Source organism: Bacillus sp. FSL K6-0073, from assembly GCF_038006085.1.
GTDB classification, from domain to species: Bacteria; Bacillota; Bacilli; order Bacillales; family Bacillaceae_G; genus Bacillus_A; species Bacillus_A cereus.
On sequence record NZ_JBBOUN010000001.1, the window covers coordinates 1,447,298 to 1,461,077 of the forward strand.

The window sequence follows — 13,780 nt, forward strand, 5'->3', positions numbered from 1 at the left end:
ATGAAGCAGGTTTTGTTCATGGATACAACGCTTCGTGATGGCGAACAATCACCAGGAGTAAATTTAAATGAACAAGAGAAATTACAAATTGCTAGGCAATTAGAGAGGCTTGGTATTCATGTAATGGAAGCTGGATTCGCGGCAGCTTCCGAAGGCGACTTCCAATCGGTAAAACGTATTGCGAATACAATTCAAAATGCTACGGTTATGAGTTTAGCTAGAGCGAAAGAAAGTGACATTCGAAGAGCATATGAAGCTGTGAAAGGTGCTGTATCCCCTCGTCTACACGTATTTCTAGCTACGAGTGATATTCATATGAAATATAAACTTTGTATGTCAAAAGAAGATGTGTTAAATAGTATTCATCGCTCGGTTACGCTTGGAAAATCATTATTTCCGACAGTACAATTTTCTGCAGAAGATGCGACAAGAACATCGAGAGCATTTTTAGCTGAAGCAGTAGAAATTGCGATTCGAGCAGGAGCGAATGTAATTAATATTCCGGATACAGTTGGATATACGAATCCGGAAGAGTATTATTCTCTTTTTAAATACTTACAAGAATCCGTTCCTTCATATGAAAAAGCAATTTTCTCTTGTCATTGTCATGATGATCTTGGGATGGCAGTAGCAAATTCATTAGCTGCGGTTGAAGGCGGAGCGTTGCAAGTAGAAGGAACAATTAATGGAATTGGAGAAAGAGCAGGTAATGCGGCGCTAGAAGAGGTCGCAGTTGCTCTTCATATTAGAAAAGATTTCTATAAGGCGGAGTCTTCTATGATGCTAAAAGAAATTAAAACGACGAGTACATTAGTAAGCAGATTAACAGGTATGGTTGTACCGAAAAATAAAGCGATCGTTGGAGCGAATGCTTTTGCTCATGAATCCGGAATTCATCAAGATGGTGTTTTAAAAGAAGTGACAACATATGAAATTATTGAACCAGCGCTAATAGGCGAATCTCAAAATCTATTCGTACTTGGAAAACATTCTGGACGTCACGCGTTTACAGAAAAAATGAAAGAGCTTGGCTATGAATTTACAAAGGAAGAACGAGATGCGGTGTTTGAAGCGTTCAAAAAATTAGCTGATCGTAAGAAGGAAATTACTGAGGAAGATTTACGTGCGCTTATGCTTGGTGAAGCAGCATTTGCAGCTCAGCAATATAACATTACGCAACTACAAGTTCATTTCGTATCAAATAGTACACAATGCGCGACAGTTGTACTAAAAGACGAAGAAGGAAATGCATACGAAGATGCAGCCACTGGTTCTGGTAGTATTGAGGCGATCTATAATGCAATCCAAAGAATTTTAGAATTAGAATGTGAATTGGTGGATTATCGCATACAATCTATTACACAAGGTCAAGACGCACTGGCTCATGTTCATGTTGAATTAAAAGAAGGAACGCATCAAGTATCAGGTTTTGGTGTTGCGCAAGATGTATTGGAAGCGTCGGCAAGAGCATATGTCCATGCAGCAGGGAAATTAAAATCTCTTATAGCGCTTGTGAAATAAATATTTGATAGGTGAGAGAAGCTTTCCTCACCTATCAAATTAAAGTTCTGAAAATTCGGTTAAAAGGAGTGTTAAAAATGGAAAAACGTATCGTTTGTTTAGCTGGTGATGGTGTTGGTCCAGAATTAATGGAAAGTGCGAAGGAAGTATTGCATATGGTAGAAAGGCTATATGGACATCATTTTCATTTGCAAGATGAGTACTTTGGTGGTGTTGCTATCGATTTAACTGGGCAACCATTACCACAGCGAACACTTGCCGCCTGTTTAGCGAGTGATGCGGTTTTACTTGGAGCAGTAGGTGGACCAAGGTGGGATAGTGCGAAAGAAAGGCCTGAGAAAGGATTATTAGCATTAAGAAAAGGACTCGGTGTATTTGCGAATGTTCGCCCTGTAACGGTAGAAAGTGCAACTGCACATTTATCACCATTAAAAAACGCTGATGAAATTGATTTCGTTGTCGTTCGTGAATTAACAGGCGGAATTTATTTTTCTTATCCGAAAGAGCGAACGGAAGAAGTGGCGACAGATACACTTACGTATCATCGCCATGAAATTGAACGTATCGTTTCGTATGCTTTTCAATTAGCGAATAAGCGGAAGAAAAAAGTAACATCTATTGATAAAGCGAATGTTTTAGAGTCTAGTAAATTATGGAGAACTGTGACAGAAGAAGTAGCAATTCGCTACCCAAATGTGGAAGTAGAACACATTTTAGTAGATGCAGCAGCTATGGAATTAATTCGGAATCCAGGAAGATTTGACGTTATTGTAACGGAAAATTTATTTGGTGATATTTTAAGTGATGAGGCTTCAGTATTAGCTGGATCATTAGGAATGCTTCCATCAGCAAGTCACGCTGAAAAGGGACCTTCATTATACGAGCCTATTCACGGATCAGCACCGGATATTGCGGGGAAAAATAAGGCGAATCCAATTGCGATGATGCGTTCTGTTGCAATGATGCTTGGGCAATCGTTCGGATTAACGAGAGAAGGATATGCAATTGAAGAAGCAGTTTCTGCAGTCCTTAAATCAGGAAAATGTACAGCAGATATCGGGGGGACTGAAACGACAACTTCATTTACAAAGGCAGTTATTCAAGAAATGGAAGAGCAAGCGTTAGTAGGGAGAGGAAGATAATGGGGAAAAGGTTACTAGATAAGCTTTGGGAAAGACATGTAGTTGCGACTAATGAAAATGGATTGGATTTATTATATATCGATCTACATCTTGTTCATGAAGTAACGTCACCGCAAGCCTTTGAAGGCTTGCGGCTTACAAATCGAACAGTCCGCAGACCAGATTTAACATTTGCAACGATGGATCATAATATTCCAACGAAAGATGTTTGGAATATTACCGACCGCATTGCGAAGCAGCAACTAGATACACTTCGGGAAAACTGTAAACAATTTCAGGTGCCATTAGCGGATATCGGAGATGAAGAGCAAGGGATCGTTCATGTAATAGGACCAGAACTTGGGCTTACGCAGCCAGGAAAAACGATTGTTTGTGGTGATAGTCATACAGCAACACACGGTGCTTTTGGCGCACTAGCGTTTGGTATTGGTACGAGTGAAGTGGAACATGTATTGGCAACGCAAACGTTATGGCAACGAAAGCCGAAAGCGATGGGCATTGAGTTAAAAGGAAAGTTACCGCAAGGTGTTTATGCGAAAGATATTATTTTACACCTTCTTTCAAAGTACGGAGTAGCAGTTGGAACAGGTTACGTAATGGAATTTTACGGAGAGGCCATTCATGCTATGGATATGGAAGAGAGGATGACGCTTTGCAATATGGCAATTGAAGGGGGAGCAAAGGCTGGCATTATTGCACCAGATGAAAAAACGGTTACTTACGTAAAAGGGCGTAAATATGCACCGAAAGACTATGAATCTATTAAGAAAAAATGGTCAGAACTTTATACAGATTTAGATGCAGTTTATGATTTACATATTCTAGTGGATGTTACGGATTTAGCGCCGTACGTTACGTGGGGAACAAATCCTAGTATGGGCGTTCGGATTGATGAGAAATTGCCAGAAAAGCATGATGCAAATGACGAAAGAGCGTTTTCTTATATGGGATTGAGTCCCGGACAAAGTACGTATGACATTCCAGTTCAACATGTTTTCATTGGATCTTGTACAAATTCCAGGCTTTCTGACTTAGAAATTGCTGCATCTGTCGTGAAAGGTAAAAAAGTAAAAGAAGGTGTGCGAGCACTTGTTGTACCTGGATCTCAAAGGGTAAGAGAAGCAGCGATGCATAAAGGGTTACATCGCATATTTGAAGAAGCTGGATTTGAATGGAGAGAGCCCGGATGCTCAATGTGTCTAGGTATGAATCCAGATCAAGTGCCTGAAGGGGAACATTGTGCCTCTACGTCAAATCGCAATTTTGAAGGAAGACAAGGAAAGGGAGCACGAACGCATTTAGTTAGCCCGGCAATGGCGGCAGCGGCTGCGTTATATGGTCATTTTGTTGATATTAGAAAGGAGAGTTATGATGGAGCCATTTCGTATTCATAAAGGTACGGCCGCAGTACTGATGAATGATAACATTGATACAGATCAAATTATTCCGAAGCAATATTTAAAGAGAATTGAAAGAACTGGGTTTGGGAAGTTTTTATTTGATGAATGGCGATATGATAATAATCGCCAAGAAAACCCTAATTTCCCGCTTAATGCACAAGAAAGAAAAGGAGCCAGCATATTAATTACAGGTGATAATTTTGGATGTGGCTCATCTAGAGAACATGCTCCATGGGCACTTGCTGATTATGGTTTCCGCGTTATTATCGCTGGAGGATTTGCCGATATCTTTTATATGAATTGTATGAAAAATGGCATGTTACCGATTGTAATGGATAAAGATATGCGTGAACAACTTGCTAAAACAGATGCGGGGGAACAAATTACAGTTGATTTAGAAAATGAAATAATGACAACGAATACGCATAGATTCCATTTTACAATCGAGAAAATGTGGAAAGAGAAGTTATTAAATGGTTTAGATGAAATTAGTATTACAATGCAATATGAACAAGAAATAAAAGAGTATGAAAGAAAAGTGGCTTTACATTAAAAAAATGACGGAATATTAAAAATGTATTTACATTCAAAATTAACTGTTATATACTATGTGAAAATCAGAGGAGAAAGGGAGTAAGTATTATGAATATCGTGCAATCTATTACAATGCTTACACAACTACATCATCATACATGAAACCCTTGAACCTAGCGTGAAAACGTGTAGGTACAAGGGTTATTCCCGTTGTACCTACACTCTACTGAAGAGCCTTGTAGGTATTTTGTCTACAAGGCTCTTTTTATTTTCGGCTTAGGGGAATGAAATAGGCATACATTAGAAGGGGAAAGGTGTGAAAATTTAGATGACAAAATGGAAACGAGCAAACCCGAATGGAACGAGAGATTATTTATTCGAAGAATGTACGTTAATTGAAGAAGTAGAACAAAAACTAAGACTTACTTTTTTAGAGAGAGGTTATGAGGAAATAAGAACACCTACAATTGAATTTTATGATGTTTTTGCATTTCAAAATAGACCGATAGATGAAGAGAAGATGTATAAATTTTTTGATGAAAAGGGAAGGATTATCGTTTTACGTCCAGATATGACAATTCCTTTAGCGAGAGTTATTGGAACACAGAGACGGGATACGCCACTTAAAGTGACGTATAGCGGGAATGTATTTCGAGCGAATGAATCCCATTCTGGAAAATATAATGAAATCGTACAAAGTGGTATTGAAGTTATCGGGATTGATAATGTAAGAGCTGAAATTGAATGTGTAATAAGTGTCATTCAAGCACTTCAAAAGTTGAAGGTGCAATCTTTTACAATTGAGATTGGGCAAGTACAGTTATATAAATGTATTGTAAAAAAACTCTCCATCCATGATGAAGAAGAAAGGGTACTTAGAACATATATAGAAAGTAAAAATTATGCTGCCCTCTCAAATTTTATCGGAGAAAAGAAATTAGATCGATGCGATGAGACAGTAAGGTTACTTGAGAAATTGCCAAGGCTATTTGGAAATTTAGAAGTTATTGAGGAGGCAGAAAAGCTTGCTTCAAGTAATGAAATGAAAATGGCAATTGCAAGAATAAAAGAAATGTATGAAACAATTGAAACGTTAGGATATGGTTCTTACATATCAATTGATTTGGGCATGATTCAACACTTAGATTACTATACGGGTGTTATTTTCAAAGGATATATATATGAAATTGGAGAAGAAATCGTTAGTGGCGGAAGATACGATGAGCTAATTGGCAATTTTGGAGAAATGCTGCCAGCTGTTGGACTCGCGGTACAAGTAAATCAAATTGTGAAGGCGCTGCAAGAGCAGCAAGAACCATATGAACGAAATCAAATTGATATTGTGATTCATTATGAGTTAAATACAATAGCGGAAGCAGAAAGGCTACGAAATTTACTTCGAAAGGATGGAAAAAATGCTTGGTTATCTCTATTCTCTAATTTAAGCGATACCTTTCAATTCGCAAGAAAAAATAAAATAGGAACGGTCGTTGAGGCAAAGAATGAATACTTAGTGGAATATGTATGGAATGAGAAATGGGTAGTCCAGAAAGAAGGAGAGGCTTCATGCGTAACATTCAAATTGCGTTAACGAAAGGAAGATTAGAAAAACATGTCATTCCACTTTTTGAGCAGATTGGAATTGATTGTTCCGAGCTCAAAAATAAAGGTCGGAAGCTTGTATTTCAAAGTAAAAATACAAATATTTCATTTATTTTAGTAAAAGCGGTTGATGTTGCTACTTATGTAGAACATGGGGTAGCTGATATTGGCATCGTTGGAAAAGATATTTTAATGGAAAACGAGAAAGATATTTATGAAATGCTGGATTTAGGAGTGGGGATTTGTAAGTTTTGTGTGGCATCTATTCCTACGTATAATCCGAAGAGTTACCGGAAGAAAAGAATTGCTACGAAATACCCGCATATTACTTCTACTTATTTTCATGATAAGGGAGAGGATGTAGAAATTATTAAAATAGAAGGTTCTGTAGAAATCGCTCCTCTTCTTGGATTGGCGGATGCAATTGTAGATATTGTTGAAACAGGAAAAACATTACAAGAGAATGGACTCATTGTATTTGAGGAAATGCACTCTATATCGGCTCGGATGATTGTGAATAAGGCAGCTTTAAAAACTAAAAAAGACGAAATATTCAGTATTGTAAATATGATGGAGCAAGAAATCTTATCAGGGAAATAGGAGGATTTAAAGTGGAAATCATTTATGAAGATTTTAAGGAGGCATTATCTAAAATAAAAGTGCTAAGAGAAAACGCTAATATAATAGAAGAAACTGTTCAAAGAAGTGTAAGAGAAATCATTAGAAATGTAAGGGAAGGAAAAGATGAGGCTTTATCTTTCTATACAAAAAAGTTTGATGGTGTAGAGATGAAAGATTTTCGTGTAAGTGAAGAAGAAATACAGCAAGCGAGTATGTTTGTAGAGAATTCATTTTTAGAAGCTTTAAAAGAGGCGAAGAAAAACATTGTTTCGTATCACGAAAAGCAAAAGAAGCACTCAATATTCGATTGTGAAAGTAAAGGGATAATTAGAGGGCAACTCATTCGGTCGTTAGAAAATGTAGGTGTATATGTACCGGGTGGGACAGCCTCATATCCTTCTTCAGTATTAATGAATGTATTGCCGGCGAAACTCGCAGGTGTGAAAAAGATTGTAATGGTAACACCGCCGAGGAAAGGAGGAATTGATCCGCATATATTAGCTGCTGCAGATCTTGCGGGAGTAGATGAAATTTATACGATAGGTGGAGCACAAGCAATTGCTGCGTTAGCATACGGGACGGAATCGATTCCGAAAGTGGATAAAATAGTTGGACCGGGAAATTTGTACGTCGCTCTAGCGAAACGAGAAGTATACGGAATAGTAAATATCGATATGATTGCTGGTCCATCAGAAATTGTAGTTGTCGCGGATGAAACAGGTAATGCAAAATATATCGCAGCGGATTTATTATCGCAAGCAGAGCATGATGAGAGAGCAACGGCGATTTGTATTACAACGAATATGGAACTAGCTAAAGAAGTAGAAAAAGAGGTAGAAAGACAGTTAGAAACGTTACCAAGAAGTGAAATTGCACGTGAATCAATAAATAGAAATGGAGCCATCTTTATCGTTGCTTCTTTAGAGGAGGCACTAAAGTTATCAAATAAAATTGCTCCAGAACATTTAGAGTTACATATAAAAGAACCGATGAATGCTCTAGATTATGTGAAACATGCAGGCTCTATTTTCCTTGGGCCATATGCACCTGAAGCGCTCGGGGATTATTTGGCGGGACCGAATCATGTATTACCAACGAGCGGAACGGCAAGATTTTTTTCTCCGTTATCAGTCGATGATTTCGTGAAAAAATCAAGTTTTATTTCTTATACAGAGGAAGCATTAAAAAATGTACAGCATCATATTGTAGAGCTTGCAAATAAAGAAGGGTTACATGCACATGCGAGAGCAATCCAAATAAGGTTTGAGGAGGAAAAATAATGCGTCAGTCCAGTCAAGCACGTGAGACGACAGAAACAAAAATTAAATTAAGTTTGCAGCTTGATGAAAGTACGAGTGTATCTATTCAAACGGGGGTTGGTTTTTTCGATCATATGCTGACTTTATTTGCTAGACATGGAAGATTTGGATTGCAAGTTGAGGCAGAAGGTGATGTATTTGTCGATGCACATCACACCGTTGAAGATGTTGGAATTGTACTCGGAAATTGCTTGAAAGAAGCATTGCAAAATAAAGAAGGAATTAATCGTTACGGTTCCGCGTATGTACCGATGGATGAATCTTTAGGATTTGTTGCAATTGATATAAGTGGACGCTCATATTGTGTATTTCAAGGGGAATTAATAAATCCGAAGCTTGGGGATTTTGATACAGAATTGACGGAAGAATTTTTTAGAGCAGTTGCACATGCTGCCAATATTACATTACATGCGCGCGTTCTATACGGAAGTAATACACATCACAAAATTGAAGCATTATTTAAAGCTTTTGGTAGAGCGCTTAGAGAAGCGGTCGAAAAAAATGCCAACATTACTGGTGTAAATTCAACGAAAGGGATGTTGTAATTGATTGCCATTATAGATTATGGAATGGGGAATATTCGCAGTGTAGAGCAAGCATTAAAATATACTGGCGCAGAGTACATTGTAACGAGTGATAAAGAAGAGATATTGAGAAGCGATGGCGTGATTCTACCGGGAGTAGGTGCATTTCCGAAAGCGATGGAAGTATTAAAAGAAAGAGATTTAGTGTGTGTACTAAAAGAAGTTTGTGACATAGGAAAACCACTCCTCGGTATATGTTTGGGCATGCAACTTTTATTTGAACGAAGTGAGGAACTAAAAGATTGTAGCGGATTAGGTTTACTACCAGGTGAAATTCGTAAGTTAAAAGTTTCGTATAAAATTCCTCATATGGGATGGAATGAATTAAGGAAGGAAAGAGAATTTCCGCTTTGGAATGGATTAGTGGATGGTTCTTTCGTGTATTATGTTCACTCATATTACGCGGATTGTCCAGATGAAATTGTATGCGGAGTAAGTGATTATGGAATGCAAATACCAGGGTTTGTCGCGAAAGGAAATGTATTTGGTGCACAGTTTCATCCAGAAAAAAGTGGCGAAATTGGCATGCAAATATTAAAAAATTTTCAAGGAGTGGTAGAAGCATGGAAATCTTCCCAGCTATCGATTTAAAAGAAGGGCGATGCGTTAGACTTTATCAAGGAGAGTTTAGTAAAGAAACGGTGATGAATGAAGATCCGGTAGCGCAGGCGATCATATTTGAAAAGCTTGGAGCGGAAATACTACACATTGTTGATTTAGACGGTGCAATTGCTGGCGAGTCGTTAAATTTGCCCGTCATTGAAAAAATCTGCAAGGCGGTACGTATTCCTGTGCAAGTGGGAGGAGGAATTCGTTCACTTGTAACGGTGGAGAAGTTATTGTCAGCAGGTGTAGAAAAAGTGATTTTAGGAACAGCAGCTCTTTATGATAAGTCATTTTTAGAGGAAGCAGTTCGTCTATATAAAGAGAAAATCATTGTTGGAATTGATGCGAAAAATGGTTTCGTAGCAACGAGAGGTTGGCTTGATCTGTCTGAAATTTCTTACGTTAGTTTAGCGAAACAAATGGAAAGTTTAGGTGTTCAAACGATTGTGTTTACAGACATTTCGAAAGACGGGACGCTTGCAGGTCCAAATTTTGAACAATTAGCGATACTTCAAAAAAGTGTGGGCATTCGTCTCATCGCCTCTGGAGGAGTGGCATCTATTCAAGATGTGAAAAAGTTAAATGATATGAATATATATGGTGTCATAATTGGAAAGGCGCTTTACGAGAAAACGATTGATTTAGAAGAAGTGTTACAGGTAACGAAGTTATGTTAGCGAAACGAATCATTCCATGTCTAGATGTGAAAGAAGGGCGAGTCGTAAAGGGTGTAAATTTTATAGGATTACAAGATGTCGGTCATCCGGTTGAAATAGCTGAAGCATATAACGAGGCAGGGGCAGATGAAATCGTATTTTTAGATATTACAGCGACTCATGAAGGAAGAAAAACGATTATAGATGTTGTAGAAAAAACAGCAGCTAAAGTATTTATTCCTCTTACGGTTGGCGGGGGGATTTCAAGTGTGAAAGATATGTACAATTTACTAAGAGCTGGAGCAGACAAAGTTTCAATAAACTCAGCGGCAGTGCGAAACCCGAAGTTAATAGAAGAAGGGGCAGAACACTTTGGATCACAATGTATTGTCGTGGCAATTGATGCTAGAAAAGTAGCAGAAGGTAAATGGAACGTATATGTCAACGGCGGAAGAGTTGACACAGGAATGGATGCTATAGAATGGGCGAAGCGTGTTGTTAAACTTGGGGCAGGTGAAATTTTGTTAACGAGTATGGATGCAGATGGAACGAAAAGCGGATATGACCTTCGTTTAACAGAAGAAATTTCAAAAAGTGTTTCCATTCCAGTCATCGCATCAGGGGGCTGTGGTCATACGGATCATATTATAGAAGTTTTTCAAAAGACAACAGTTGATGCAGCGTTAGCGGCATCCATCTTTCATTATGGTGAGGCGACAGTGCAGAGTGTAAAGCGAAAATTAAGAGATGCAAATGTTGAGGTGCGGTTATGAAACCTAATTTTTCAAAAGGATTAATACCAGCAATTGTCATCGAAGAAGGTACGAAAGAAGTTTTAATGCTAGCTTATATGAATGAAGAAGCATATGAAAAAACGTTAGAGACGAAAAGAACATGGTTTTATTCTCGTTCGAGGCAGTCGTTATGGAATAAGGGGGAAACATCAGGGAATGTTCAATATGTGCAATCTTTATATTTAGATTGTGATCAAGATTCAATTGTTATGAATGTGAAACAAGTAGGACCTGCTTGTCATACGGGAGAGAAGACATGTTTTCACTATCAAATTATATAGGGGGATACATATGGAAAATGCCTTTAAGTTGCTGTATAAAACAATTGAAGAACGAAAGGAAAGCCCACTTCCTGAATCGTATACAAATTATTTATTTTCAAAAGGAGAAGATAAAATTTTAAAGAAAATTGGTGAAGAGTGTGCTGAAGTAATTATCGCATGTAAAAATAATGATAAAGAAGAAGTAGTGAAAGAAATGGTTGATGTATTTTATCACTGTTTCGTTTTATTAGCTGAAAAAAATATTACATTGGAAGATGTCATGCGAGAGGTGAAAGAACGAAATGGAAAGCTTTCGAAAGTTGGGGATAGAAGGGAAATAGATACATTATAAGGGGGAATGTATATGAAAGTAGATTATCATCTTCACTTAGAAGAAGGACCGTATTCAATAGGATGGCTTTCTAAAATAAATGAAGCGCTGGAACGTTATGAACCGCTTCAAGAAAGGCATTCTATTGATTGGCTTATGAAAACACAAGAGCGTTTGCAAAAGCGTGTGAAGGAAGGGCCATTTACAACAGAATGGATGGACCTCTATTTAGAAGAAGCTGTGCGAAAAGGTATAAAAGAAGTGGGAATTGTTGATCATCTATATCGTTTTCATGAAGCGAAAGGATATTATGAAAAATATGTAGATATTAGTGATTCTAAGCTCGGTCGTATACAGAAGGAATGGTTAGATCAAGTAAGGGTAGTTTCACTGTATGATTTTACAAAGGTTATTGAAGAGGCGAAAGAACGATGGAGTAAAAGAGGTGTCACACTTAAACTTGGAATTGAAGCGGATTATTTTATTGGTTGTGAAGGAGAGTTAAAAGAATTATTAGCGCTAGGAGACTTTGATTATATAATTGGTTCTGTTCATTTTCTAAATGGCTGGGGATTTGATAATCCAGATACGAAAGAATATTTTGAGAAGCATGACCTACGCGCATTATATGATATGTTTTTTAAAACAGTTGAGAGTGCGATTCGTACCGAGTTATTTGATATTATCGCTCATCTTGATAATATAAAGGTATTTAATTATCGATTGGATGAGAATGAACAGCTTTCTTATTATGAGGAAATTGCCTGTGCGTTAGTAGAAACGAATACGGCAACAGAAATAAATGCAGGATTATACTATCGTTATCCTGTTCGTGAAATGTGCCCAAGTCCACTATATTTACAAGTATTAGCTAAGTATGGTGTTCCAATTACGATTTCTTCGGATGCCCATTATCCAAATGATTTAGGGAATTATGTACAAGAAAATGTACAAACATTACGAGCTCACGGTGTTACTCAGGTTGCAACATTTACGAAGCGAGCAAGAGTAATGAGGTCGCTTGAAGAAGAAGTAACAAATTCAAAATGAAACGCAATTTTTTGATGAAAACCGTCCTTTTTGTTCAAAATAAGAAAGAATGAAAAGGAGGGTAAGAAATGGCGAAACAACAAAATAAACAAAATGTACAAGGTGCACAGCAACAAGCTTATACTTCTGAAACGAATGCTGCATCTCAATCGGTTATTGAGGAGCAAATTAGCGATACGGTTGCAGAAGGAACTATTGATGTGAAGCTTGGAAAAGAATCGCAGGAAAAAGCGTAAGAAAAGGGGAGAGTTGCATCTCCTCTTTTTTCATGGAAAAGTGTCGATTTTTAAAACTATAATCAAATTCCTTGGTTTTTATATGTGGATTTCTTACAATGAAATATAAGAGATATCTTATTTTCTATAGAAGAGGTGTTAGTAGTGGCAAAAATATTAGTAGCGGGAAAAATTCCGGAAATTGGATTAGAACTATTAAAAGATCATGATGTAGAAATGTACGATAAAGAGGAGTTAATTTCTATAGATGAATTAACAGAGCGTGTAAAAGATAAAGATGCATTGTTAAGTTTACTTTCGACAAAGGTGCCAAAAGAAGTTATTGATGCAGCGCCTCATTTAAAGATTGTTGCAAACTATGGTGCTGGTTACGACAATATTGATTACACGTATGCGGGCGAAAAAGGAATTGCAGTTACGAATACACCGAAAGTATCAACGGAAGCGACTGCAGAATTAACATTTGCACTTCTTTTAGCAGCGGCGCGTAGAATTCCTGAAGGGGATACGTTATGTCGTACGACCGGATTTAACGGATGGGCACCGTTATTTTTCTTGGGACGAGAAGTCCATGGTAAGACAATCGGAGTTATAGGTCTTGGAGAAATCGGGAAGGCTGTTGCAAAACGTGCGAAAGCATTTGGAATGGATGTTTTATATACAGGGCCAAATCGTAAGCTTGAAGCTGAAAGTGAACTGGGAGCAACGTATGTGACGTTGGAAGAATTATTACAAACAGCAGACTTTATTACAATTAACTGTGCTTATAATCCAAAATTACATCATATGATTGATGAAGAGCAGTTTAAAATGATGAAGAAAACAGCGTATATTGTAAATGCTTCACGTGGACCAATTATGAATGAAGCAGCACTTGCTCATGCATTAAAAACGAATGAAATTGAAGGAGCAGCTCTTGACGTGTTTGAATTTGAACCGAAAATTACAGAAGAGTTAAAAGAATTAAAGAATGTAGTACTTGCTCCACACGTAGGGAATGCAACATTTGAAACTCGTGATGCGATGGCTGAAATGGCTGTTAGAAATATTTTAGCTGTATTAAACGGCGAAGAGCCAGTAACACCTGTAAATGAAAAGGTATTAGTCACAAAATAAAAAGA

16 protein-coding genes are annotated in these 13,780 nt (G+C 37.6%); all 16 read left to right on the forward strand.

Annotated features, from left to right (window positions below; genetic code table 11):
- The 16 genes from leuA to MHB52_RS07710 all read left to right on the forward strand — a co-directional run bounded on the left by leuA (position 1) and on the right by MHB52_RS07710 (position 13,775).
- The gene (leuA, locus tag MHB52_RS07635) at positions 1-1,521 is read left to right on the forward strand and encodes a 2-isopropylmalate synthase (RefSeq protein WP_061663869.1); all 1,521 of its coding nucleotides are present in this window, start codon (positions 1-3) and stop codon (positions 1,519-1,521) included.
- A gap of 77 nt (positions 1,522-1,598) precedes the next feature.
- The gene (leuB, locus tag MHB52_RS07640) at positions 1,599-2,663 is read left to right on the forward strand and encodes a 3-isopropylmalate dehydrogenase (protein WP_061663868.1); all 1,065 of its coding nucleotides are present in this window, start codon (positions 1,599-1,601) and stop codon (positions 2,661-2,663) included.
- Positions 2,663-4,057: a 3-isopropylmalate dehydratase large subunit gene (gene leuC / locus MHB52_RS07645; RefSeq protein WP_000518104.1), complete on the forward strand. Its 1,395-nt coding sequence runs from the start codon at positions 2,663-2,665 to the stop codon at positions 4,055-4,057. Before leuB ends, leuC begins: the two co-directional genes overlap by 1 nt.
- Positions 4,035-4,616 (forward strand): 3-isopropylmalate dehydratase small subunit, encoded by a 582-nt coding sequence (leuD, locus tag MHB52_RS07650; RefSeq protein ID WP_000433183.1) that lies wholly within the window; start codon positions 4,035-4,037, stop codon positions 4,614-4,616. The genes leuC and leuD overlap by 23 nt, the downstream gene beginning before the upstream one ends.
- A gap of 309 nt (positions 4,617-4,925) precedes the next feature.
- The gene (locus tag MHB52_RS07655; protein ID WP_000170290.1) at positions 4,926-6,188 is read left to right on the forward strand and encodes an ATP phosphoribosyltransferase regulatory subunit; all 1,263 of its coding nucleotides are present in this window, start codon (positions 4,926-4,928) and stop codon (positions 6,186-6,188) included.
- Complete coding sequence (gene hisG, locus MHB52_RS07660; protein WP_001244486.1) at positions 6,164-6,799, forward strand: ATP phosphoribosyltransferase; 636 nt, start codon at positions 6,164-6,166, stop codon at positions 6,797-6,799. Before MHB52_RS07655 ends, hisG begins: the two co-directional genes overlap by 25 nt.
- An 11-nt stretch (positions 6,800-6,810) precedes the next feature.
- Positions 6,811-8,100 carry a histidinol dehydrogenase gene (hisD, locus tag MHB52_RS07665; protein ID WP_000402917.1) on the forward strand — a complete coding sequence of 430 codons (1,290 nt, stop codon included), beginning with the start codon at positions 6,811-6,813 and terminating at the stop codon, positions 8,098-8,100.
- Positions 8,100-8,684 carry an imidazoleglycerol-phosphate dehydratase HisB gene (gene hisB, locus MHB52_RS07670; RefSeq protein WP_001249950.1) on the forward strand — a complete coding sequence of 195 codons (585 nt, stop codon included), beginning with the start codon at positions 8,100-8,102 and terminating at the stop codon, positions 8,682-8,684. Before hisD ends, hisB begins: the two co-directional genes overlap by 1 nt.
- On the forward strand, positions 8,685-9,314 hold the full coding sequence (gene hisH / locus MHB52_RS07675) for an imidazole glycerol phosphate synthase subunit HisH (RefSeq protein WP_000560362.1): 630 nt from the start codon (positions 8,685-8,687) through the stop codon (positions 9,312-9,314).
- Positions 9,287-10,006, forward strand: coding sequence for a 1-(5-phosphoribosyl)-5-[(5-phosphoribosylamino)methylideneamino]imidazole-4-carboxamide isomerase (gene hisA / locus MHB52_RS07680; RefSeq protein ID WP_000402298.1), 720 nt, complete (start codon positions 9,287-9,289; stop codon positions 10,004-10,006). The genes hisH and hisA overlap by 28 nt, the downstream gene beginning before the upstream one ends.
- On the forward strand, positions 10,000-10,758 hold the full coding sequence (gene hisF / locus MHB52_RS07685; RefSeq protein WP_000880115.1) for an imidazoleglycerol phosphate synthase cyclase subunit: 759 nt from the start codon (positions 10,000-10,002) through the stop codon (positions 10,756-10,758). The genes hisA and hisF overlap by 7 nt, the downstream gene beginning before the upstream one ends.
- Positions 10,755-11,060, forward strand: coding sequence for a phosphoribosyl-AMP cyclohydrolase (gene hisI / locus MHB52_RS07690; RefSeq protein WP_000803963.1), 306 nt, complete (start codon positions 10,755-10,757; stop codon positions 11,058-11,060). The genes hisF and hisI overlap by 4 nt, the downstream gene beginning before the upstream one ends.
- A gap of 10 nt (positions 11,061-11,070) precedes the next feature.
- Entirely contained in the window at positions 11,071-11,394 is a 324-nt protein-coding gene (gene hisE, locus MHB52_RS07695) for a phosphoribosyl-ATP diphosphatase (RefSeq protein ID WP_000426356.1), read from the forward strand.
- Positions 11,395-11,406: 12 nt separating this feature from the next.
- On the forward strand, positions 11,407-12,423 hold the full coding sequence (locus tag MHB52_RS07700; RefSeq protein WP_000861856.1) for a histidinol phosphate phosphatase domain-containing protein: 1,017 nt from the start codon (positions 11,407-11,409) through the stop codon (positions 12,421-12,423).
- Between the two features lie 68 nt (positions 12,424-12,491).
- Positions 12,492-12,659: a YozQ family protein gene (locus tag MHB52_RS07705; RefSeq protein WP_001118878.1), complete on the forward strand. Its 168-nt coding sequence runs from the start codon at positions 12,492-12,494 to the stop codon at positions 12,657-12,659.
- A 144-nt stretch (positions 12,660-12,803) separates the two neighbouring features.
- Positions 12,804-13,775, forward strand: coding sequence for a 2-hydroxyacid dehydrogenase family protein (locus tag MHB52_RS07710; protein ID WP_001062840.1), 972 nt, complete (start codon positions 12,804-12,806; stop codon positions 13,773-13,775).
- Positions 13,776-13,780: the final 5 nt, after the last annotated feature.